We start from the raw sequence: 25543 nt of genomic DNA, 5'->3' as shown, positions 1-25543 counted from the left end.
TACCGCAGACAAGCGGTGCTGATCTCATGACAAAACGGAAGCGCGACTGTAGTACTGGGTGTTGAACTCCTTCTCGGACTCCAGCGACAGGTACAGCTTCACGAACTCCCCGAGACGGGAGCCGATCGCCTCGCGGTGGCCCTCGGGAATCTCCGCCCACATGTGTTTCATCAGGTCGAGGAAGAACCCGTAGTGCCTCGACTCGTCGTTCATGTGGTCCTTGACGTAGTACCGGATCGACGGGTGCACGTCCTCGCTGTCGAAGAACTCGATGAGTTCGCGGACCAGCGTCGTTTCGAAGCAACAGTTCGCCAGGATTTCGAAGACGTCGTGGTACTGCGGTTCGAGCCGGTTCTTGATCTCCTCGACCGCCCGCTGGGAGTCGGACGTCGGGAACTCGAAGTTCCCCAGGTCCGGATGGTGCTCCCGCAGTTGCAGTATGAGGTCCTGGGCGATGTAGACGTGGTAGTACTCGTCGATGATGATCGAGTAAGTGTTCAGCTTCAGCTCGGGCCCGAACGCGACGGGAAGGTCCGCGTAGAGGATCTTCGTGCAGGCCGAGACGATCTCCTTGATCTCCAGGTTCACGATGTCGTGGAGGTATTTGAAGAACGACTGGATCAGGATGTGTTCCTTGGCCCGCTCACCGAGGGCCGCCACATGCTCGTCCAACAGCAGCGGTTGGCGGTCGGCGGGGAAGAAATACCCGGTATTCGTGAAGTCGATGGTCTTGCGCGGCCTGGTCCGTACCGATCCGCGCGACTCCCATCGGGCCACGTAGTCCGGTCCCAGGCTGCGCAGCCCGGCCGGGGCAGCGGTGTCGTGGAGGGTGGTCATCATTCCCCTTTCTCGGAGTTCCCGGAGGCCAGGTCGGCCTCCGAGGACGGGACGTTGGCATGATGGGCGTCGAGCAGCTTCCGGCCGGCCAGGGCCAGCGGTGCCGCGATCAGTACGGCACCGAGCATCACGCTCGCGGGAACGACGGGGGAGCCGGTGAACAGAGCGCTCGAGATCCCCGTCAGCAGGGTCACCAGCAGTGCCCGTGAGCTCATCGTCAGAGATGAGGCGGCTCCGCCGAGCTCGGGGATCACCTCCATCGACCGGCCGAAGACCACCGGGTAGCACACCGCGAACCCGACGCAGAACAGCGCGATGGACACGGTGGTGGATACGGGACCGTGGCCGAGCAGCAGGAACAGGACCACGCCGCCGAGGGCGCACCCGATGCTGACGCGGATGGTGGTTTCGGGGCCGCCGAGAACCGGGATCAGCTTCGTGGCGAACATGCTCGGGATCGCGAACGAGGCGACGATCACCAGCAGATGGGCGGCAAACCACGGGGTGGACAGGCCGAAGGCCGACGTGTAGAGGAACGAGCTGGAGGCGATGAACACCATGTAGCTGGCGAACAGCAGACTGGGGACGAGCGAGGTGACCACGAAGAGCCAGCTGCCGAGCAGCCTGCGGTAGCCCCCGAGCACGTCGCGCAAACCGAGCCGGCCGACGGTGTCATGCTTGCTCTCGGGTAGGAACAGGAACATCAGCAGCAACGACAGCGCGGTGATGGCGAAGACGACCGCGTAGTTTCCGCGCCAGCCGATGGTGAGGTTGATGAAGCCGCCCAGGGGCGGTGCGACCGTCATCATGATGGACATCGCCGCGTTGGTGACGCCGAAGAGCGCCATCGCCCGTGCCTCGGGGTAGACGTCGCTGATGATCACGAACACCAGCACCACCGAGGCGGCGGCCCCGATTCCCTGCAGGAAGCGCGCGGCCAGGAGGAAGTCGATCGTCGGGGCGACCGCGCAGCCGAGCGCGCCGAGCAGCATGATGGTGTTGCCCGCGAGTATGACCCTGCGCCTGCCGAAACGGTCCGAGATCGGGCCGTAGACCAGGGCTCCGAGGCAGTATCCCAGGAAGTTCAGCGTGATGGTGAGCTGTACGACCGCTCCGGACACGTCGAAGGTGCGGCCGATGTCCGGGAAACTCGGTACGGACATGTCGATCTCGATGATGGTGCCCACCAGTGCGACGACCAGAAGCGCGGGAAGGTACCTCGGCGGGGCGGGGCGGCTCTGTGCGTTCATCTTTCCGTTTCTCATGTTTGAACGGATTCCGTTACGGTGTCGAGAAACCCTCCCAGGTGGTCCGCGCATTCTTCCGGCTCTTCCAGATGCGCATTGTGTGACGCATTTGGGATTACCGCAACGCGCCCGTGCGCCAATGAACGGGCATACGCACGGCAGACCTTGGGTGAGGTGAAATCGTACTCGCCGCACATTAACAGAGTCGGGGTATCGATATCACGCAGCTGTTCGATACGGTGATAGGAGCGCAAATTGCCCGAAATCTGGAATTCCGTTGGCCCCCACATGGTGTCGCGAACCCGCACGCTGGTTCTCGCGGATGCTTCGACCAGTTCGTCGGGCCACGGCTCCCGGCGGCACATGTGCCGTTCCGCGAAGTGCAGGAAGGCCTCCGCGCGCTCCGGCCCGTCCGGTCCGCCCCGCAGGGCTCCGGTGATCGCTCCGGCGACGTTCGGGGGGAGCCCCATCAGCAGCTCCTGCACATCGCGCTCGTAGCGCCGGACACTGAGCACGGGGGAGAGCAGAACGAGCGATTCCAGCCGAAGGGAACCGCGCAGGGCCAGGTCGCAGGCGATCATCGTGCCGAACGAATGCGCGAGGAGGTGGAACCGGTCGAGGCCCTGCGCGCGCGTCACCTCCTCCAGTTCGTCGACGAACCGTGGCAGCTCCCACAGCCCGTCGTCGGACGGGGCGTCCGACCTCCCGCACCCGAGCTGGTCGTAGACCAGGACCGGGTGCCCGGGGAGTAGGCCGGCCACCGGGCGCAGGTAGTCGTGCGGTGTTCCCGGTCCGCCGTGCACGGTCACCACCGGTGTCCCCGGAGCGTCCGGGTTGAGCAGCTCGCACCACACCCGGCCCCCGGGAACCTCGTGGTACCGACCGCTGGTCGGACTCGTGCTCATCGTGTCTCCTCCGCCGGTTCCTGTGTCTTTCGGGGACCGCTCGGCCCGGCCGGGATGGCCAGGTCGGCCAAGTCCTCGGCGATGCGGGCGACATGCGGCGTCGCGTTCATGCTGAGGTGGTTTCCGGGCACCCGGGTGTGCCGCCAGCCGCCCAGGGCCAGGCGCCGCCAGTGCCGGTCCTGACCGGTGGGGAAGTCGGGGATGACCTCTGTGTGCGAATAGAAGCGAACGTCCCCGCGGTACGGCTTCGGGGCGTAGCGGTGCATCGCCTGGGTGTGCCGCTGCCAGACGCGCAGGTACCGGGGCAGGAAGTCGGCGCTGAGCATCTCCTCGAACGCGGTGCCCCGGGATCTCTCCGCCAGGTGGTCGATCTTGGCGTCGAGGGTGTCGAGTGCCTCGATCTCCCCGACCCGGCAGACCGACGGGGGGATTCCGTAGCGGACCAGGTAGTGCAGGATCTCCGCGTCGGACATCGGGGCGGGCAGGTGGCCCGGCGCGGGGCTGTCGATGAGCACCAGGTCCGGTGCGTGCGACGTCTGCTCGGCCGTCCGCTGGGCCATCTCGTACGCCACGATGCCGCCGAACGAGGCGCCGCCCAGCCGGTACGGCGTCCCGACGCCGAGGTCGTCCAACAGGTCCAGGTAGTGATCGGCCATGCGCTCGACCGTGTCGAGCTCGGTGAGGCCGTCGAACATCGGGGAGCGGATCGCGAACACCGGCTGCCGCTCGGGCAGGAGCTGGGCGAGCTCGCGGTAGAAGTACACGTCTCCGCCCACCGGGTGGACCAGGACGAGGGGCGGCACCTCCGGTGCGCCCCGGGCGACGCGGACCACCGACGACGTCCGGGCGCTGAGCCGGGAGCCGGCCCGGGTGCGCTCGGACCGCAGGTGTTCCAGCAGCGCCGCCGGTGTGCGCCGTGGCAGTTCCAGGAGCTCCACCCGGACGCCCGTGGCACGTTCGATCCGTGAGACCAGCTGGACCGCAGCGAGCGAGTCACCGCCCTGCTCGAAGAAGTCGTCCTCCGGGCCGACCTCCTCGACCCCGAGGACGGCCCGCCACGCCTCCTCGACCGCGCCGGGAAGCCCGCCCGCCCGCGCGGCGTTCGGCGGGGCCTCCGCGACGGCGGGCCCGCGCGCTCCGACCGCCGGGTCGGCCCAGTGCTCGGCGCGTTGGAACGCGTAGCCGGGTAGCCGCACCCGGTCGGCGGGGCCGAGGCCGTAGAGCGCCGACGCGTCGATGTCCGCGCCCGCGGCGTGCACGGTGCCCAGCGCGGCGAGTACGCCAGCCTGCTCGCGCTCCCTGTCGGGCAGCGTCGCGACGACGGGGCCGCCGTCCCGTCGGGGGTGCTTGCGGGCCAGGCGGGTGAGGGTGCGGCCAGGCCCGACCTCGACCAGGAGCGCGTCCGCGGTGCGATCCGACGCGTGCAGCGTGTCCAGTGCGGCGGCGAACGCGACGGGCTCGCGCAGGTGCCGGACCCAGTAGGCCGGTCGGGTGACGTCGGCCGGGTCAGCCCAGTCCCCCGTCAGGGTCGAGATGAACGGTTCCGTCGGGGGTTTGGGCCCGATCCGTTCGACCGCTCTCTCGAACTCCCCGAGCCCCGGTTCCAGCAGGCGGGAGTGGAACGCCCTCCGCACCGGCAGCCGCTTACAGGACATCCCCTCCGCGGCCAGGGCCGCGGCGAACCGGTCGACCGCCTCCGGGTCACCCGCCACCACGCAGCTGTCCGCCTCGTTGACGGCGGCCAGGTCGACGTCCGAGCCGTACGACAGCGCCCGCTCCGCCGGCAGCGGCACAGCGAGCATCGCGCCGGGCGCGCTGTCGGCCGCGATCCGACCGCGCTCGCACACCAGCCGCAGCGCGTCCTGTGGGGAGAACACTCCGGCCAGGCACGCCGCCACGTACTCGCCGAGACTGTGCCCGATCATGGCGGCGGGGCGGACCCCCAGGGACGTCAGCCACCGTGCCAGCGCGTACTCGGTGACGAAGAGCGCGGGTTGGGTGAACCGCGGGTCGTGTACGGCCGCGCCGCGCCCGAGCAAGTCGTCCACCGACACCCCGGGCAGCTGCTGGCTGAGCACGGCCGCGCACTCGTCCACCGCGAAGCGGTAGGCCGCTTCGGATTGGTACAGCTGGGAGCCCATGTCCCGGTACTGCGCGCCCTGGCCGGGGAACAGGAACGCCACGGGCCGACCGTCGCGGTGGGGAACGGTGCGCATCTCCCCCACGTCCAATCCGTCGATCAGCTCGCGCCGGTCCGCTCCGACGACCACCCGGCTGTGGCTGAACCGGGCCCGTGCGGTCAGCAGCGTGTAGCCCACCTGGTCCAGGTCCGCCTCGGGGTTCTCGGCCAGGTGGCGGGAGAGAGCGCGTGCCTGGTCACGCACCGCCTCCGCGGACCGCCCGGACACGACCAGCATGCGCTCGTCCCGGCGGTGCGGCTCGTCCGTGACCATCGGCGGCGCGGACTCCAGGACGAGGTGCGCGTTGGTTCCGCCGATACCGAAGGAGCTGACCCCCGCCCGCAGCACGTCCCCCTTCCACGGGAGGCACTCGGTGTTCACGAAGAACCCGCTGCCGTCGATGTCGAGCTCCGGGTTCGGCACGCGGTGGTGCGGGGTGGGTACCAGCGTCCGGTTCTCCAGGCACAGCACCGCCTTGATGAGGCCGACGACGCCGGATGCCGCGTCCAGGTGTCCGATGTTGGCCTTGACCGCGCCAAGCGCGCGGGGCGACCCCGGCGAGGCGCCGAAGGCGTCCCGTAGGGCGGCGAACTCGATCGGGTCGCCGAGCGCGGTACCCGTGCCGTGCGTCTCGACGTAGCCGATCGTCGCCGGGTCGACGCCGGCGCGCCGGTGCGCCGCGCGGATGACGGCCGCCTGGCGCTGGGTGCTCGGGGCCGTGTACCCGACCTTGTCGTGCCCGTCGTTGTTGATCGCCGAGCCCTTGATCACCGCTCGCACGGAGTCACCGTCCGCGAGCGCCCTGGCCAACGGCTTGAGCACGACCAGACCGGCCCCCTGGCCCTCGACGGTGCCCTGGGCGTCGGCGTCGAAGGGACGGCAGAAGCCGTCGGCGGAGAACACCATACCGTCCTGATGCAGGTACCCCTGTCGACCGAGCTGGCCGATCGACACTCCGCCAGCGAGCGCCACGTCGCAGTCGCCGGCCAGCAGAGCGGTGACCGCCTGGTGCACGGCGACCAGTGAGGACGAGCACGCCGTCTGCACGGTCATGGCCGGTCCGCTCAGGTTCAGCCGGTAGGCCACCTTCGTGGCGAGGAAGTCCGGGCGGTTGTTGATCATCGCCTGGTACTCGGCCGAGGGGTCCAGCGGGCCGTACACGGGCCGCACGTGTTCGTCGAGGTAGGCGTTGTGTCCCGCCCCCGCGAACAGCCCGATCGCCCCCTGGTACCGGCGGGGGTCGCAGAAGGCGTCCTCGAGCGCGTGCCAGGCGCACTCAAGGAAGACCCGGTGCTGTGGGTCCAGGGTGTTGGCCTCGCGCCGCGAGTAGCCGAAGAACTCCGCGTCGAACCCCCTGATATCGCGCAGAGCACTCTGCGCCCGCACATACCCCGGATGGTCCAGCAGCTCCTCGGGCACCCCGGCGTCGAGGAGCTCGTCGCGGCTGTGGTGGACGATGGAGCAGTGCCCCGCGCGGAGGTTGCGCCAGTACTCGGCCACGTCGTCCGCGTCGGGGAGGCGGCAGGCCATACCGATGACGGCGATGGCCTCCTCGTCGACGGTTCCAGGCGCGGAGACGTCCGGGGACTCCACGCTTTCGGGTGTTCCCTCCAGGTACCGGGTGAGCGACGCGATCGTCGGGTAGGTGAACAGGTCGTTGATTCTGATGCGGTCGCGGATCGTCTCGGGCAGTCGGCCGTGCAGCTTGGTCAGCAGCACCGAGTTGCCGCCCAGCTCGAAGAAGCGGTCGTGGACGTCGACCCGGTCCCGGCCCAGCACGTCGCACCAGACCCGGGCCAGCTCGGCCGCCAATCCCCCGCGGGGCGGCTCCCCGGACCGGGCGGGCGCCGACTCCGAGGCGGGTACGGGCAGCGCCCGGACGTCGAGCTTGCCGCTGTGGTTCAGCGGGAGCTCAGCGAGCCGGACGAGCGCCGCGGGCCGGGCGTGCTCGGGCAGCACCGTGGACAGGTGTCCGGCCAGGGCCGCCTCGTCCACCTCCGCGCCGGGTTCGGGCACGTAGTACCCCACGAGCCTCGCCGCGGCGCGGTCCGCGCCTGCGGGGGCGATCACGCGCGCCACCCCGCTCCGCACCCCGGGAAAGTCCGTCATCGCGGATTCGACCTCACCGAGGTCGAGCCGGTGGCCGCGCAGCTTGACCTGGTTGTCGACGCGCCCCAGGTACTCGATCTCACCACTGGCGAGCCAGCGCACCAGGTCGCCGGTGCGGTAGAGCCGCCGCCCGTCCGGCCCCCGGACGAACCGCGCCTCCGTCAGCTCCGGGTCCCCGGCGTAACCGCGCGCGAGCCCGCACCCGCTGAGGTGGAGCTCGCCGACGGCGCCCACCGGTAGCGGCAGCATCCCGCGTCCGAGCACGTGCGCGCCCTCACCGGGCAGGGCACGGCCGATAGTGACCGGCCGGTGGTCGTCGGTTCCGGCCCGGTACGCCGCGGACGTCGACCAGATCGTCGTCTCCGTCGGCCCGTAGACGTTGACGACCTCGGCGAACTTCGGCAGCACGGCGGTGAGCAGACGGCGGTCCAGCGCCTCCCCTCCCACGAGCAACCGGGTGGCCGCGCCGTTGCGGACGACGTCCCGCTTCATCTCCAACAGGGTGGGCGTCATCTGCACGAAGTCCAGGCCCGCGCAGTCCAGTTCCGGGGCCATGGCCTCGCCCAGCACCATGCTGCCGCCGCCCAGTAGCGTCAGCCCGTATTCGAGTCCGAAGATGTCGAAAACGTAATTGGTCATGCTGACGGTGCGCAGCGGCCCCATCCCCGGGAAGTGCCGTTCCCGCACGGCCCGCACCGTGGCCGTCACGCTGCGGTGCTCGACGACCACGCCCTTGGGCTGCCCCGTGCTACCGGATGTGTAGATGATGTAGGCGGGCTCGTCACCGGTCATGTCCGGCCGCGGATTCTCGTCGTCCCCGGCCTCGGGGACGTGGTCCGGGTCGTCGACGCGGACGCGTTCCAGTCCGGGGAACCGGTTCGCGAGCCGGTCCTCGTGTCGGCCCTGCGTCACCACGCAGTGCGCGCCGCTGCCGGAGACCACGCGGGAGACTCGTTCGTCCGGGTAGTTCGGATCGATGGGGATGTAGGCGCCCCCCGACTTGAGGACCGCGAGCAGGCCCACCATCAGGTCCGGGCCGCGGTCGAGCAGCAGGAGCACCGGCGCGCCGCCACCGGTGGCGCGCAGCAGGCGGTGGGCCAGCCGGTTGGCCGCCGTGTTGAGGCGTTCATAGCTCAGCGCTCCGCCGTCCCACTCGACGGCGGGGGCCTCGGGGGTGCGTGCGGCGTGCTCCTCGAAGGCGCGGTGGATCAGCGGCTCCGTCGGTTCGGCGGTGCCGGTTTCGTTCCAGGCACGCTGGTGCTCGATGTCCGAGCGGTCGGCGAGTCCCAGCTGGCCGGCGGGCAGGCCGGGTTCCTCGCCGAACCGCACGAGGATCGACTCGAGGGCCGTGAGCAGGCGCCGCGCGGTCGCGGAGGAGACGAGCTCACCGGCGTAGTCCAGGGCGAGTCCGATCCCCCCGCCGTCCTCGATCACCGACACCACGAGCGGGTAGTCCCTTTTCTGGTGGCGGAACCGGAAGATCGGGCGCGGTTCCTCGGTGCCGGGGCCGTCCGCACCCGGATAGTTCTCGTAGATGAACAGCGTGTCGAACAGCCGCCGAACTGAGGGTTGGAGTGTCGCCAGATCGACCGTGCTGTGCGTGTTGGCCTCCTGGATGTCGTGTTGGAGGGCCCGGACGGCCTCCAGGAGGCTCCGGTCCCCCTCGCCGTGCCGGACGATCAGCGGCACCGTGCTCAGGAACAGGCCGACAGCCCGATCGATGCCCTCCACGGGTAGGTCGCGTCCGGCCAGCACCGTGCCGACGACGGTGGTCGCGCAGTTGCCGTACGTGGCCAGCACGCGGTGCCAGGCGTACTGGATGACCGCGTTGAGGGTCACACCGCCCTGGCTCGCGGTACCGCGGATCCTCTCCAGCCGGTCGGCGTCGATGGCGAGGGTCTCCCGGCGCTGCTCCTCCACCCGCGTGTGACCGCCGAGGTCGAAGGGACGCCGCTCGGGCCGCAGCAGTCCGTTCAGGTCGCACTGCTCCTCGGCGTCGCTCACGTACCGCCGCCAGTACTCGTCATGTGCCCCGGGGTGCCGTTGCAGGTATAGGTAGGCGTCGGGGGCGTGGTCGACCGGCTCCGGGAGCGGGTGCCCGTCCCGCAGCGCGCGGTAGGTCGAATGGACGGCGTCGAGTAGCAGGGGGCTGCTCCACCCGTCGAGGACCGCGTGGTGGGTGTTGAGCAGGCAGGCGAAGCGGCACTCACCGAACCTGGCCAGCCGCACCCGGAAGAGGGCACCGCCTTCGAGGTCGTAGGGTGTGGCCCGATCGGCGGCGATCATCGCGTCGAAGGCGGATTCCGGGTCGTCGTGCCCAGTCAGGTCCGTGTACTCCCAGTCCAGTTCGGCATCGTGCGACACCACCTGGACTAGTTCGTGCCGCCAGTCGAAACGTGTCCGCAGGCATCCGAACGTCCTCTGGGCGTGCTCCCACGCACCGCGCAGCAGGTCGGGGTCGAGCTCCGAGTGGTAGTCCCAGACCGCCTGGACCCGGTACGCGTCGTCGACGCCCCCCTGCCGCACCGCATGGGCCACCAGCCCCTGCTGGAGCCCGGTGGCGAGCAGGACGTCGTCGAGTTCCCCGTCGGCCTGGAGCCGGTCGAGGTGCCGCTGCGGCAGGACGCCCTCGACGTCGCTGCTGGTGAGATAGGTGCGCGGCTGGTCCGCGGTGGCGGTGACGAGGTCGGCGAGGGCGCTCTCGAAGGCCCGCGTGAGCCGTGCGGTGTCCGTCTCGGACAGTCGTGTGGTCATACGGAACCGCAGCCGTCCCCCGACCACCATGCCGGCCAGGTTCACGGCGTAAGGCAGCACGTTGTCCGGGTGTAGTGCCGTTCCAGCGGGTTCGTCGGTGATGCGCCAGGCGTCCTCCGCGCCGTCGTCGACCTGGCCGAGGTAATTGAAGCAGACCGCGGGCAGGGGCCGACCGTAACCGACCAGGGATCCGTAGTCGATCCCGTTGCCCGGCACCGACCGCAGCGCCTCCTTCACCGAGACCAGGCTGTCGACGACCGATTCGAACGTGCGCACGCGGCAGGGATGGAGCGAGGCGAACCACCCGACGGTGCGGGTGACGTCGAGGTCGCTGGCGATGTCCTCGCGCCCGTGCCCCTCGAGCACGACACCGTGCTCGGACACGCCCGTCAGCTCGCCGAGGGCGCGGGCGAACGCGGTGAGCAGGAACTCGTGCACACCGGTACGCAGGAAACGCGGGCAGTCGTGCAGCACCTTCCGGGTGAACTCCGGGTCGACGTCGATCCGGATCTCACGCGGGTCCTCGTCCTGCCGGAGCACTGCGGGGACGGGGGTTTCCAGCGCCTCCCAGTACGACCGCTCGTGCTCACGCAGCGCGGCGCGCTCGGCCAGCGCCTCGGCCCACTGCCGGACGCTGGTGGACTTGGCGCCCGGGTCGCCGCCCTCATAGGCGGTACGGAGGTCCTCGACGAGGATCCGCCAGCTCACCCCGTCGACGGCGAGGTGGTGGACGGCGAGGAAGACCCGGGCCCCGCCGTCGCGGAACCCGTGCAGGTAGCCGATGGCCATCAGCGGCCCGTTGGCCAGGTCGAATCCGGCCTGCCAGTCGGTCAGTACCTCGTCCAGGGCGGTGGCGAACCCGGGGTCGTCCTCGGTGACTCCGAGACCGCCCACGTCGAGTAGCCGGAGCGGCGGGGCCGTCGTGTCCGCGCTGAAGTACAGCCCGTCCTCCCCCCGCCGGAGGCGCAGGGCGTCGTGCCGCTCCACGAGCGCGCCGACCGCGTCACGGAGGCGGTCCGTGTCCAGACGCGGAACGCTGATGAGGAAGGACTGGTTCCAGTGGTGGGGGCGGGGGAAGCACTGCGCGTCGAACCAGGACTGCATCGGCAGGGCGGGGACGGCGCCTGTCAGCACGCCCTGTTCGGCGCGGACGGCGACCTCCGAGGCGGCGGAGGGCAGGACCCGCTCGCAGAAGCTCTCGACCGTGCGGTGGGTGAAGACGTCGCGCACCCCCACCGCGATCCCGAGTTCCCTCCGCAGACGGCTCGCCATCCGGATCGCGACGATGCTGTCGACACCGGCGCGCAGCAGGTCGTCGCGGACACCCAGGCGTTCCCGCCGTATACCCAGGACGTCGGCCCACAGATCGCGGATCCGGACCTGTTCCAGGGTGTACGGGGCGTCATGGGCGGGCCGGGCGGCTCCGCCCGGCTCCGGTAGCGCCGAGCGGTCGAGTTTGCCGTTGGGGCTCAACGGGAGCTCGGTGAGGTGCAGCATCAGCTCCGGGACCATGTAGGCGGGCAGGCGCTCGGCCAGGAGTGCCCGCAGCTCACCGGAGTCCAAGGCCGTGTCCGCCACGTAGTAGCCGACCAGGGACTGCGCGCTCTCCGTGTCGTGGACCACCGCCACCGCCTGGGAGATCCTCGGGTGCCGGACGAGGGCGCTCTCGATCTCGCCGAGCTCCACGCGGTAGCCGTTCAGCTTGACCTGGAAGTCCACGCGTCCCAGAAACTCGATGTACCCTTCGCGGCGCCAGCACCCCAGGTCCCCGGTGCGGTACAGGCGTCCCAGTTCGGGGTGGTCGACGTAGCGCTCGGCGGTTATTTCGGGGGCGCGCCAGTAGTTCAGCGCCACGCCCGCGCCGCCGATGTGGATCTCGCCCGGCACACCGACCGGGGCGTGCTCACCGGCCGCGGTGAGCACGTACATCCGCTGACCGGGCATGGCCACCCCGTAGGGGATGCTGGGCCAGGCCGGATCGACCCGGCCGATCTCGTACCAGACCGACCAGATGCTGCCCTCGGTCGCCCCGCCCAGGCTCAGTACGACGGCGTCACGGCACAGGTTCCGGATGCGGTCGGGAAGTGTGGTGGGGATCCAGTCACCGCTCATCAGCACGGCGCGCAGCGAGTCGATCCGCGCTGGGCCGACCTCGGCCTCCTCCACCAGCAGGCCCGCCAGCTGGGGGACGCTGTTCCAGAGGGTGATCCGGTGCCGCTGCACCAGTTCGACCCAGTGCGCGGGGTCCTTCACCCGCTCCTGGTCGGGGAAAACCACGGTGCCGCCGGCGGCCAGCACGCCGAACAGGTCGTAGACCGACAGGTCGAAGCTCAGCTCCGACAGCGCCAGGACCCGGTCGTCGGGGCCGACGTCCAGGCGCTCGTTGACGGCCAGGATCGTGTTCAGCGCGCCACGGTGGGAGATGGTGACACCCTTGGGCCGCCCGGTGGAGCCCGACGTGAAGATCACGTAGGCGATGTCGTCGGGGCCCACTTCCGGAAGCGGGGTGTCGGCCGGTGTCCGCGCGCCGGGTGCTCGCTCCGCGAGCTCCTCCAAAACGAGGAGGGAGAACTCCTCCAGGCCCTCGCGAACCTCGCTCCGCTCGTACTGGTCCCGTGACAGCAGTACGGTTCGGACCCCCGCCTGCCGCAGGATGTCGGACATGCGTGCCACAGGCCAGTCGACGTGGAGCGGCAGGTAACCGGACCCGGACCTCATGACCGCCGTGGTGGCGAGGACCTGGAGGTAGCCCTTCTGCGCGAGTACGGCGACCAGCTCCTCCTCGCGGCCCGGCAGTGACCGGGCGAGGAGGCCGCTCCGCTCGACCAGTTCGCCGTGCGTGTGCTCGCCGGTCTCGGCGTCGACGACCGCGGTCCGCTCCCGGGCGCCGGCCGAGCGGCACCACTCCTCGTGCGCGCCGAACAGGGTGCCGGGAGCGGAGGTGCCGACCTCCGCCACGGCCTCGGCGCTGTTGGCCCCGGCGATCAGTGCCCTGTCCTCGTCGGGCAGATACAGGTGTCGGGGCAGGCCGCGCTCCCAACCACCCTCGGCCAGCCGTTCGACGCACGCCAGGAACAGGCGGTTGAAGTGCGCTATGTCCTTGCGGTGGAAGAGCTGTTCGACATAGAGCCACTTGGCGGAGAAGCCGTCGGCCGTCTCCACCACCTGGAGGTCGATCCACGCCTGGGACGTCTGCGCCTCCCAGTACCGTTCCGGGACGACCTCGTCGTCCCGCAGGTGGGACGCGCCCTCGAAGTCGCGGGTGTCGCTGCCGACGGCGCCGGTGAAAACGATCGGCGAGACCGCCTTCGCGGTCTCCAGCCCTTGCGTCCGCGCGAGGTCGCGCTGTACGGCCACACCCGAGTACAGGCTGTGCGTCACGTCCTCCCACAGCACGTCGTGGGTGCGGCGGGCGAGCCGTTCGGCGTCCCGCGGGTCGTCGACGAAGTGGTGCAGCACGGTCGAGGTGAAGTTGCCCGGGATGTCCTTCACGTCGGGTAGCACGGGCAGGCGGCGGGCAACGGTGACCGTGATCGGGAACTCAGTACTGCCCGAGAAATAGGCGAGAACGCTGCCGAACAGGCTCAGTAGCACCGCCGAGGGCGACAGCCCGCGCTGGGTGGCCTGGTCCTTGAACCTCTTCCACACCCCAGCGTCGACGTGTTCGGTGTGCTCGGCGAACCGCGGGTGGACGACGGCGTCCGGTGGGACGCGGAACGGCAGTGAGCACCGCGGCGGCATGTCGGCGAGCTTGCCGCTCCAGTACTCGCGGTCCTGTTCGTACCACCGCGAGTGCCGCAGCAGTTCGACGTGGTCCTGGTAGTCCTTGAACGTGGCCGCGGGCAGGGGTCGGCGCTCATCCGTGCCGCGGTAGAGGTCGTTGAGCCGTCTCAGCAGTGCGAGCCTGCTGTGCACGTCGACGGGCAGCAGGTCGAAGCTCGTGTGGAGCACGCGGCGATCCGGGAGAACGCTGACCTCGAAAGCGAACAGCGGGAAGCGCTCGGCGTCGTGCACCTCGTGCGACAGGCGCTCCCGCACGTCGTCGAGGAGATCCTCGTCGTGTTCGGTGAACCGGTGCACGGGCAGCGAGTAGTGCGGAACCTCGTCCGGTGCGAGGACCCGCTGACCCATCCGTTCCAGGGAGAACACCGTGCGCAGGACGTCGCATTCGGCGATGAGCCGGTTGACGGCTGTCTCCAGACGATCGATGTCGAGGTCCGGGTAGACGTGCTCGGTGTAGACGTGGTTGGCGACGTTGCCGATCTCGTAGCCGCCGAACCGCCCGACGAGGTACGCCTGCTGGAGGTCGGTCAGCGGGAACCAGCCGTGGGGATCGGAACCGGGCACGGCGGGCAGGTCGCGCAGATCATCCTCACCCCGTACGTCCCGGAAGTCGCTCGGTGTGTAGCGGACGAACCCGCGGTCCCCGCAGCTGTCGACGATGTCGGCGAGCGCGCGCTCGAGGGAGGCGCGCAGTGCCTCGGTCCGCGTAGCGCCGAGCTTGCTGTCCAGCCGAAGCCGCAGCCGACCGTTCTCGTTACTCACGAGCACGGCCAGCGCCGCCCCCGGCGCGGGCCCGTCCGGCATGGGATCGCCGGCGCTCTCCGCGACGGGCTCCCACGCGTCCGCGCCGCCCCCCGCCTGTCCCAGGTAGTTGAACCACACGGGCGGCAGCGGCCGGTCGGTGTACCCGAGCAGAGGCCCGTAGGACAGGCCCCTGCGAGGTACGCCCCGCAGGTCCTCCTTGACCGTGCGCAGGCTCTCATCGAGGTCGTCGGTCACCCGCAGCCGGAAGGGGGACAGGCTGGTGAACCAGCCCACGGTGCGGGTCACGTCCAGGCCGGCGGCGAAGTCCTCACGACCGTGCCCCTCGCGCAGCACGTGGTGCGTGTCGTCGCCGGTCAGCTCGCGCAGGGCACGACCGAGCGCGGTCATCAGCAGATCCTCGGTGGTCGTGCGGTGGGCGCGGTTGCAGTCACCCAGCAGCAGGGCGGTCCGCTCCTCGTCGAGGGAGAGACCGGTGCTCCGCCACCCTTCGCCCGGTTCGGGAACCAGGGCGGCCTGCGGCTCGGCGTCCTCGGCCAGGGCGTCCCAGTGGGGGCGCTCGAGCTCGAACTCCGCGGTGTGCGCGGCCAGCGCCTCGGTCCACTGCCGGTAGCTGGTGCCCTTGTCGCCCAGCTGCCCGCCCTCGTAGAGGGTTCGCAGGTCCTCGGTGAGGATCCGCTGACTCACCCCGTCGACGATCAGGTGGTGAAGTGCGAGGAACACCCAGGCGCTACCGTCGTTGAAACCGTGCAGGTAGCCGAAGGCGTGCAGCGGACCGCGGACGAGGTCGAAGCCCCGCTGCCACGCGGTCAGGGTCCGGTCCAGCGCCTCCGAGAACTCCGCGCTCCCCTCCTCCCCCGGCAGACCGCGCACGTCGAGCAGGTTCAGTCCGGCGTGCACGAACTCCGGGTCGTAGTGCTGCGCCGGTCCGTCCGGTGGGAAGCGGAGGCGGAAGGCGTCGTGGTGTTCGACGAGCGCTTGGAGCGCCTCGGCCAGTCGGGGCAGGGACAGCTCCGGTGTACGCACCAGGAACGCCTGGTTCCAGTGCCGCCGGTCGGTTAACGGCAGGCTGAGGAACCAGTTCTGGATCGGCGACGTCCGGACCGGTCCCTCGAGGCGCCCCTGTTCGGCGCGCACCGGAACCTCGGACTCTGCCGCGCTCTCCACGTCGCGCAGGTGTGCGTGGAGGCGCTCGACGGTGCGGTGCGCGAAGACGTCGCGGACCGTCACCGGCAGGCCGAGCCGCTGCCGCAGGTATCCGGTCAGCCGGATGGCGGCGAGGCTGTCCATCCCGAGATGCGACATGTCGGCGCTGACGCTCAGGTTCTCCGCTTCGACACCGAGGATGTCGGCGCACAGATCGCGCACCACCGCTTCACGTTCGTCGCTCGGCCCGGTGACCGTCCCGTCCCTCTCCGGGGCCGACGCGGGCAGCGCGGCCCGGTCGAGTTTGCCGTTCGCCGTCACAGGCAGTTCGTCGAGCCGGACCAGGGCGGCGGGGACGGCGTGGTCCGGCAGCGCAGCGCGCAGGGCGTCGTGCAACTCGGCCTCCAGCACGCGGTCCGCCGCGTAGTAACCGACGAGCATGCCCCGCTGGAAGACGACGACCGAGCGGCGGACCTCCGGGTGCCGCTCCAGGGCGGCCTCCACCTCGCCGAGCTCGACCCGGAAGCCGTTCACCTTGACCTGGAAGTCGTTGCGCCCCAGGAAGACGATGTCACCGTCGCCCAACCGTGTTCCGAGGTCCCCCGTGCGGTACAGGCGTTCCCCCGGCATAAGGGGGTCGGGGACGAACCGTTCCTCGGTCAGCTCCGGCAGGCCCAGATAGCCCCGGGCGAGGCCGACCCCGCCGAGGTACAGTTCGCCGATCGCGTACGGCGGCAGCGGCTTGCGCGACGAGCTGAGCACATGCACGCGCATGTTGTCGATGGGCCGCCCGAGGCGCACCTCGCCGATGCCGCGATCAGTGCAGTCGAAGTGCGTCACGTCGATGGAGGCTTCCGTGGGGCCGTACAGGTTGTGCGGCTCGACCCAGGGCAGCAGCTCGTGAACGTCGCGAACCTGCGCGGTCCTCAGTTCCTCGCCGCTGCAGAACAGGTAGCGCAGGCTGTCCAGTGAGGAGGGGTGCGGAGCGCCCGGAGCGCGGAGCGCGTCCGTGAAGGCGGCCAGCATCGACGGCACGAAGTGCAGCACCGTGACCCGCTCCCGCTCGACCAGCTCGGCCAGGTACTCCGGGTCCCGGTGCCCGCCGGGCTCGGCGAACACGACCGCGGCACCGAACCAGTTGGCCCACAGAAGCTCCCACACCGACACGTCGAAGGAGTACGGCGTCTTCTGGAGCACCCGGTCGGACTCACCGAGGGGAAAGCGCCGGTTCATCCAGAGGATCCGGTTGACCAGCCCGCGATGCTCGCACAGCACGCCCTTGGGCCTGCCAGTGGTACCGGAGGTGTAGATAGCGTAGGCGATGTCATCGCCGCCCACCTCCGCGCCCGGGCTCAACGGCGACCGGTCCGCGCCGAGGCCGGGGGAGTCCACCGCGATCACCGGGACGCCCTCCGCCAGGGAGTCGGCGCGCGAACCCTCGGTGAGCACCAGCGGTGTGGCCGTGTCGCCGAGGATGAACCGCACCCGCTCCTCGGGGAGGTCCGGGTCGACGGGTACGTAGGCGCACCCCGCTTTGAGCACGGCGAGGATCGCGACGAGCAGGTGCTCGCTGCGGTCCATCACCAGGCACACCAGGCTCTGCCGCGCCAGCCCGTGCTCCTCCAGCAGGACCCGCGCCAGCCGGTTCGCCCTCTCGTCCAGCTCGCGGTAGCTCAGCCGGGTGTCGCGGTACACCACCGCCACCCCGTCCGGAGTACGCCGGGCCTGTTCCTCGAAGAGAGCGACCGCGGACTCGGCGGCGCCGTGGTCCACGGCGGTTCGGTTGCTCGCCTCGACCTCGCCCAGCAGCCGCGGATCCACCAGGGCGAGTTGCCCGATGGGGAGGTCGGCCGGGGCGGACACCAGGGAGCGGAGGAGCACCAGGTAGGCGTCGAGCAGCGCTTCCACCAGTTCGCCGTCGTACCGCTCGGCCGCATAGGTGACGGTGAAGGAGACGTCCTCTCCCTCGTCCTTCGCGATGACCGAGATGCCGAACTTCTCCGCCTGGTCCCGGTAGGGCAGCACGCTGTACCGGGTCCGTGCCCGGGTCGGTGCGGCCGCGAAGTTGTGCATGGTGAACAGGACCCGCACCACGTCCGCCAGGTCGGCGGCGCCACCGGGCAGCGCACTGGCCAGCATGTCGAGGTTGAGCTGGTGGTGCTCGTTGAGGTGGACCACGGCCTCGTGCACATCTCGGGCGTTGTCCGCGAAGGAGGCGTCGGGACGGTGCTCCGGGACAACGGGCAGCGTGGTGATGAAGGGTCCGACGGCCGACTCGAAGGCGGCGGGGCGGTTTCCCACGGTGGTGGCGATGGCGAAGCCGGACTGGCCTCCCGCGAACTCCGTCAGTACGTGGTGGAGGCCGGTGAACAGGACCGAGTACTCGCTGATCCGGTGCTCACGGGCGAACTCCGACAGCGACCGGCGCAGCCCCCTGCCGAGGCGCCGGGTCGTCGTCTCAGCGCGGTTTCCTCCTCGCGCCCGCCCCAGCTGCAACTTCTCGGCTCGGGCGAGCCGCTCCTCCAGTTCGGACCGCGCACGGACGTGCTGGGGGGCCCGCAACTCGATCCGCTGGTGCACGGTGTGGTCGAAGTAGTCCAGCGGGCGCTCGTGGTCCGTGCTCGTCCCCGGGGTTTCCCCGCGCGAGACGAGGTCGTAGAGTTCGGCGAGGCGGTCGGCGAGCACGTCGACGGAGTAGGCGTCAGAGAGCATGTGGTGGTGCGTGAGCCCGACGACCACGCCGGGACGGTCCGCCGCGGTCACGACCTCCGGCAGCACCAGGCCGCCGTCCGCGAGCGGGAACGCGCGGCGCGCGCGGTCTTCGTGCCACGCGTCCAGCTCCCCTGCCCCGACTGTCCGTCGCGCGACGGCACACTCGTTGGTCGGCCGCGTGTCCTGGGTGAGGTCGTCGTACACCCGCGTGCGCAGGATCGGCTCCACGTCGAGCAACGCGCGCACAGCGCGCTCGGCGAGGTCCGGCTCGGCGTTGGGCAATTCGACCGCCAGCGGAATCGTGTACGTGTAACCGAGTTCGTCGATCCTGCCCTGCAGGTACATGCCGCGCTGGATGGAGAACAGCGGCCGCCGTGCGGACCGGTCGGTGGGGACCTTGTACACCGTGGTCGCACGGGCGCGTTCCCGGGAGTCGACTCCGTTGATCCGCAGGAGCTCCAGCAGCGCCTCCTTGGATTCGCCGACCCGCTGCCGCAACTCCTCGGGGAACCCGCTCTCCTTGTCGTGGGAGAACCCGATGCGGCCGTTGTCCTTAGCCCACACCAGTACGCGCGCCGCGCGGAGTTCGTGCAGGAGCTCGAGCTCACGCATTACAGTTCCCCTTCTTCCTGTCCGGCGGCCGCGTTGGCAGTGCCGAACCGCTCGGCCAGCGCGGTGATGGTGTCGAGTTCGTAGAGTTCGCGGAGTGAGATGTCGAAGCCGAGTTCGCGCTGGAGCTCACGAACCAGCCGCATGGCCGTCAGCGAGTTGCCGCCGAGGGAGAAGAAGCTCTCTGCCGCGCTCAGCCTGTCCGGAGGCTGCCGCAGGACACGCCCCCAGGCGCGCGCGAGTTCCCGTTCGGTCTCCGTCGCGGGCTCGACGTAGCGGCCGGTGAACCGCAGGGCGGGCAGCCGGTCGAGCGCGATCTTGCCGTTGGGGCTCAACGGGAGTTCGTCGAGCACTGAGTACGCGGCGGGCAGCATGTAACCGGGAAGGACACCGCCCAGTTCGGAGTTGACGACCTCGGTGAGGTCACGAATGTCTGCGTCGCTCTGGGCGGCGTCCACCTCGTCGGCCGTGACCCGGCCCGCGGCCAGTGTGTAGACGCCCTGTTCGGTCGGGTTGAAGCCGAGCACGCACGTCCCGAGACCGTCCTCGTGGAGCGGGTCCCGCAACCGCTGGAAGACGAACCCCGCCGACACCGGTTCGTCGGCGCGTCCCGAGCCCTCCAGGGTCAGGAGGCAGCGGCTGTCCCGCATCACCGCGTAGGCGTCGGTGGTCCGGTCGAACACAGAGAACTGGCCCAGGTCGAACCGGCGTGGTCCGCCGAGCTCGGTGTAGACGCCGTCCGCGTCACGCGTGAAGCAGACGGCCGAGAGCGGGGCGGGGGAGAAACCCCCGGCGCCCGCGCCGAGCCTGATCCGGCACAGCACGGTGTTCTCGTCGTCGATCCGCTCGTCCCCGCACCGTGCCTCGAAGGGGATCGAGCGCCTCTCCAGCTCCTCGGCGATCAGGCCGAGCATGTGCCCGGCCTCGATCGACGCGAGCTCATGCGACCGGTCCCCGTAGACGGGGGTGATGGCGGGCCAGTGCGCCGTCAGCGCGATTTCGTTCGTGTCCGAGACGGCGCGCCGGCCCAGCTCGTGCGAGCAAAGCTCGCCGGTCAGCGGATTGTGGTAGTACCGTCCGCCGAGGTCCCCCGTGCCCGGGGCGACGCCCGCGAACACGCGCACCGAGTACGTCCCCCCGGCCGAGGGGTACAGGTACTTTGGCAGCGCGCGGCCGGGAAGCGTGACGGCGGTCAGACGCCGGAGGACCGCGGCCCAGTCCTCCCGCCCGGGCCGCGTGTGCGCCCAGGCGGTCGGCGTCGCGTCCAGCACGTCGGCGCAGCGCTTGCGGACGAGGCCGACGTCCACGTCGTCCGGGAGGAAGCGACGGTAGGACTTGGCCTTGGTGTAGGCGCTGGGAGTTGGGGCCGGACCCAGACGGTGGCGCGGCTCGGCCTCCTCCAGTACGCCCCGCGCGCCCATCAGGAAGTCAACCTTGTCGGAGGCCGGGCCACCGCCGTGGGTGATCGTCGGTGGCGCGCTCGGGACCAGGTGCCCGACCAGGTCCCGGCGGCCGTCGTCGGACTGGACCGAGGCGATCGCACGGCCCACTCCCGGAAGCTGTGCGAGTTTCGAACCGATCTCCTCCAACTCGACCCGGTAGCCGTTGAGCTTGACCTGGAAGTCGTCGCGGCCCAGGAACTCGATGTGCCCTTCCCCGGACCAGCGGCCCAGGTCGCCGGTCCGGTAGAGCCTGCCCAGCTCGGGGTGCTCGACGTAGCGCTCGGAGGTCAGCTCGGGGGCGCCCCAGTAGTTCAGTGCCACGCCGTCACCGCCGATGTGGATCTCGCCGATCACACCCACCGGGCAGTGCGCTCCTGAGGCGTCCAGGACGTACATCCTCTGGTTGGGCATGGCCACGCCGTACGGGATGCTCGCCCACTCCGGGGCGACCGCACCGATCCGGTACCAGATCGACCAGATACTGCCCTCCGTGGCGCCGCCGAGGCTCATCACCTCCGCGTCCGGTGCGAGGCAGCGCAGTTTCTCCGGCAGCCCGGTGGGGGTCCAGTCACCGCTGAGGAGGAAGGTGCGCAGCGAGGCGGCCCGCTCTCCGTCGGTGCCGATCTCGTCGGCGAGCAGTTCGGCCAGCTGGGGGACGCTGTTCCACAACGTGATCCCGTGCCGCTCGACGAGTTCGGCCCAGGTGGCGGGGTCGCGCGTGTCCTCCTGGGCCGGGAAGACCACGGTGCCGCCCGCGGCGAAGAGGCCGAATAGGTCGTAGACCGACAGGTCGAAGCTCAACTCCGACAGCGCCAGGACCCGGTCATCGGAGCCGACGCCGAAGCGCTCGTTGACGGCGAGGATGGTGTTCACCGCTCCCCTGTGGCTGATCGTGACGCCCTTCGGCGTGCCGGTCGACCCGGATGTGAAGATCACGTAGGCCACGTCGTCCGGGCCAACGCGGGGTGGGCGCACCCGTTCGCCCGGTTCGGCCGTGAGCAGGTCCTCGAGCACGAGCAGCCGGTGGCCCGGGGACAGGTGCTCGCGCACGTCCTCTCGCTCACTCTGGGCTCGGGACAGCAGCAGGGTGCCCACCCCGGCCTGTGCGAGGATCTCGCCCACGCGACCGGCGGGCCACTCCGCGTTCATCGGTACGTAGGCGGCCCCGGCGGCCATGGTCCCGAGGGTGGCCACGGCTTGGAGGTATCCCTTCTCCGCCAGGACTCCGACCGGCGCCCCGCGCGGGGTTCCGGCGAGGGCGGCCGTGACCAGGTCCGCGTCTCGGTGCAGTTCGCCGTAGTTGAAGCGTTCGCCGCGCTCGGAGTCGATCACGGCGACGCGCTCCGCGAACCCCGGTTCGTCCAACCTGGACTCGTACAGCGAGACCAGGGTGTGCTCGCTGCGCGGGCGGTGGTGGTCGTTGGCGGCCTCGATCAGTGCGAGATCCGAGGCGGGGAGCACCGGCACCGGGAAACCGTCGGCCTCCCAGTCGAACTCGGCCAATCGCTCCAACGTCCAGCAGTACGCCGCGTGCATGGCGTCGACGACTTCGGCTTCGAAGAGCTGGTCGACGTAGTCCCACTCCGCGACGAACCCGTCCGCGGTCTCGTACGCCTTGTTGTCCAGCCAGACCTGCGATGTCTGCGAGATCGAGTGGTCGACGCCCTCGTAGGAGTCATCCAGGGCGAGTTCGAAGAGGTGGGCGGAGTCGCCTGTACCCAGCGTGCTGGTGAGCACCGCCGGCGCGACGACCTGGTTCACCGGAAGCCCCCGCTCCGTCTTGAGCAGGCGTTGCACGTCCACTCCGTCGAAGAGGTTGTTGTCGATGTCGCGCAGGACTTCGTCGTGTACCTGGCGCAGCTTCGCGGCGATGCTCAGGTCGAGTCGCGTCCGGTGGTCGAAGAGGCCGAGGACGGTGAAGTCGCCGACGAGGGCGTTGACGTCCGGGTGCAGCGGCAACCGGTTGAACAGCGTGAGGTTGACGCACAACCGGTCCTGACCGCTCCAGCGCCCCAGGACCTGTCCGTAGGCTTCCAGGACAAGCGCGGTCGGGCTGATCCCAAACCGGCGGCACTTCGCCAGCAGCTCCCGCCAGACCGGTGCGGCGATGGTGGCCGACTTGCGCCGGAAGAACGGTTTGACCACATCGGAGGGGCGGGTCCGGAGGGGGAGGTTCAGGTCAACGCGGTAATCGGAGACCTTGTTCTTCCAGTACTCCTGGGCCTCGTCCAGGAGTTCGCTGTCGCGCACACGCTCGTAGGCGAGGACGTAGTCCCGGTAGCTGACGTCCGGCTCCGGGAGCGAGAGCCCGGGTTCGCGGTAGTGGCGTACCCACTCGTCGAACAGCACTCCGAAGCTGGTCATGTCGACGATGATCGCGTCGAAGCTCACGTGCAGTCGGTACACGCCGTCGAGCCTGCTCAGCACGATGTCGAACAGCGGGTAGCGCTCGGGTTCGTAGGCCTTGTGCGAGTAGAAACCGCGCAGCTCGGCCAGTTCGTCGGTGTCGCGCAGGTCGTGGAACTCGATCCGGTAGCGCGGTACCTCGGGGAGGAACCGCTGCTCGCCGTCGACGAACACGGTCCGCAGCGCGTGGTGTCGGCGCAGGAGTACGTTGAACGCGTCCTCCAGGCGCTGGTGGTGCATCGTCGAGTACCGGAACTCGGTGTAGACGTGGGTCGAGAGGTTGCTGAGCTCGAAGTTGTTGAACCGGCCAAGGTAATAGGTCTGCTGCACATTGGTCAGTGGGAACGGTTCCCACAGCCGCTCGCGGTCGGTCCCGTCCACCACGAAGTCCTGGTAGGCGAACGCACCGGCACCGGCGCGGACGAGCGGTGCCAGACCGCGCACCGACTTCTTCCGGAACAGCTCCCTGATCTTGAGATCGGTGCCCAGTTCGCTGTTGATCCGGTTGACCAGCAGGATGCCCAGGATGCTGTTGCCCCCGGACTCGAAGAAGTCGTCGGTGACACCGACGCCGCGGCCGAGTACGTCGGCCCACAGGTCGCACAGCCGTGTCTCGAGCTCCGTCTCGGGGGCGACGTGTCCGACGACCCGATGGCTCTCGGGGTCGGGCAGGGCGCTCCGGTCGATCTTGCCGTTGACGTTCAACGGCATCTCCGGCAGTGGGACCAGCACCGAGGGCACCATGTGGTCCGGGAGGGATGCCGCCAGGTGCCCGAGCAGTTCACCGTTCGACACGGTTTCGGCGCCGCCGGCGTGGTCGGGGACGTAGTAGGCGGCGAGGTACCGGCCGTCTCCCGAACCAACTTCCGGCCCCTCCGCGAGCACGACCAGTGCCTGCCGCACCGCGGGGTGGCCGGTGAGGACGCTCTCGATCTCGCCGAGCTCGATGCGGTGGCCGCGCAGTTTCACCTGGAAGTCGTTGCGGCCGACGAACCCCAGTACCCCGTCGGCGTCGAACCACGCCAGATCGCCCGTGCGGTACATCCGCTCACCGGGGGCCAGGGGATCGGGTACGAACCTGCTCGCCGTCAGCTCATCGTCGTGCAGGTAGCCGCGCGCGACACCGCTGCCGCCGATGTACAGCTCGCCCACCACACCCGGGGGCAGCGGCCGACCCCGCTCGTCGAGGATCCAGCACCGTGTGTTGGCCACGGGGCGCCCGATCGGTACCCGTGCGGTGGGCCCGGTGACGCGGTGCCGAGTGGACCAGACCGTGGTCTCGGTCGGTCCGTAGACGTTCCAGCACTCGTCGACCTTCTCCGCGAGGGTCGACGCCAGTCGTGGCGGGAGCGCCTCGCCGCCGCACAGCGCCCGAACCGCCAGAGTGCGCCCCTCCAGCCGCTGGGCCACCAGCTGCCACAGCGACGGGGTGGCCTGCATGACGGTCACGCCCACCTCGTCGACGAGCGAGATCAGCCTTCCCGGGTCCAGCAGATCGCCCTGGGCCGCGAGCACCACGCAGGCGCCGCGCATGAGCGGAAGGAACACTTCGAGAGTCGAGATGTCGAACGCGATTGTCGTCACCGCGAGCATCCGGTCCTTCGGCCCGATGCCGAGGCAGTCGCCGATGTCGGCGGCGATGTTGGCGAAGTTCCGGTGTTCGACGGCGACGCCCTTTGGCTTGCCCGTGGTGCCGGAGGTGTGGATGACGTAGGCCAGGTCGCCGCCGCCGACGTCGATGTCGAGATCGCCGCCCTCACGGGTCCGCGTAGCGATACGGGTGCTGTGTGAGTCAACCGCCACGATCGGGAAGTCGGTGCCCGACTCCTCAAGGCGTTCGCTGTGTCGGGCATTGGTGAGCAGGAGGACGGGCCGGCTGCTGGTGAGGATGAGGGACATCCGGGCGGCCGGTGTTTCCAGGTCCAACGGCACGTAGGGGCAGCCGAGCTTCAGCACGGCCAGCGCGGAGATGAGAAGGTACTCGTCGCGGTCGAGGTACAGCGCGACGGGCGCCCCGGGCGCCGGCGCGTACCGTTCCCGGATGTGCCGTGCCAGCTGGTTGGCGGCCTCGTTGAGTCTCCGGTAGGACCAGGTGGCCGTCTCGTACACGAGCGCCGGGGCGTCGGGGGAACGTCTTGCCCGCTCCTCGATCACGCGGTGGATCGGGCGGTTCTGGTCGAAGGGGCGGGCTGTGTCGTTGAACTCCGAGACACGGTGCAGCATACGGGGAGAGAGTTCGGTGAACTCGGAGAAAGGCGTGTGCGCTTCGGCCCGGCCCAGTGCCCCGAGGAAAGCGTCGATGTGCTCGGTGATGTGCGCGAAGAAGGGGGAATCCGACGGATATGATATCTCCAGAACCCCGGACGACTCCCGGTATCGGAGTGTGATTGGCGTCCACTCGGCGGATTCTGCGGGCTCTCCCCACATCACTTCGACACCAGGTGGAGGAGCGCCTTCGAACGTCTCCGAATACCGGTAGAAACGATTGTCGACGATGTTACCGGGGAATTTCTCCAGAGCGGCCTCCACGTCCTGGACCGACGAGTTCCCACCCACGTCCAAGTACCGTGCCGTCGTTCCGGACGGCGTCGTCAGTGAGCCTTTCCGGGTAAGCGTTGCTCACGCACGGTTACAACATGGGTGGAGAGAGA

General features: G+C 69.9%; 5 protein-coding genes. All 5 read right to left on the bottom strand.

Going from position 1 to position 25543, the window contains the following annotated elements:
• Window positions 1-24 precede the first annotated feature (24 nt).
• The 5 genes from D456_RS0122610 to D456_RS0122590 are packed head-to-tail and all read right to left on the bottom strand — an operon-like array spanning window position 25 to window position 25448.
• Window positions 25-837, bottom strand: coding sequence for a diiron oxygenase (locus tag D456_RS0122610; protein WP_017578456.1), 813 nt, complete (start codon window positions 835-837; stop codon window positions 25-27).
• The gene (locus D456_RS0122605; protein WP_017578455.1) at window positions 837-2087 is read right to left on the bottom strand and encodes an MFS transporter; all 1251 of its coding nucleotides are present in this window, start codon (window positions 2085-2087) and stop codon (window positions 837-839) included. Before D456_RS0122605 ends, D456_RS0122610 begins: the two co-directional genes overlap by 1 nt.
• Before the next feature lie 11 nt (window positions 2088-2098).
• Window positions 2099-2989, bottom strand: coding sequence for a proline iminopeptidase-family hydrolase (locus D456_RS24810; protein ID WP_017578454.1), 891 nt, complete (start codon window positions 2987-2989; stop codon window positions 2099-2101).
• Entirely contained in the window at window positions 2986-19047 is a 16062-nt protein-coding gene (locus tag D456_RS0122595) for a hybrid non-ribosomal peptide synthetase/type I polyketide synthase (protein ID WP_020480256.1), read from the bottom strand. The genes D456_RS24810 and D456_RS0122595 overlap by 4 nt, the downstream gene beginning before the upstream one ends.
• Window positions 19047-25448 (bottom strand): non-ribosomal peptide synthetase, encoded by a 6402-nt coding sequence (locus tag D456_RS0122590; protein WP_152442656.1) that lies wholly within the window; start codon window positions 25446-25448, stop codon window positions 19047-19049. The genes D456_RS0122595 and D456_RS0122590 overlap by 1 nt, the downstream gene beginning before the upstream one ends.
• Window positions 25449-25543: the final 95 nt, after the last annotated feature.

This window comes from Nocardiopsis kunsanensis DSM 44524 (genome assembly GCF_000340965.1).
Taxonomy (GTDB): Bacteria; Actinomycetota; Actinomycetes; order Streptosporangiales; family Streptosporangiaceae; genus Nocardiopsis; species Nocardiopsis kunsanensis.
Note: the sequence above shows the minus strand (reverse complement) of the source record. Positions and strands in the feature narration are given on the sequence as shown.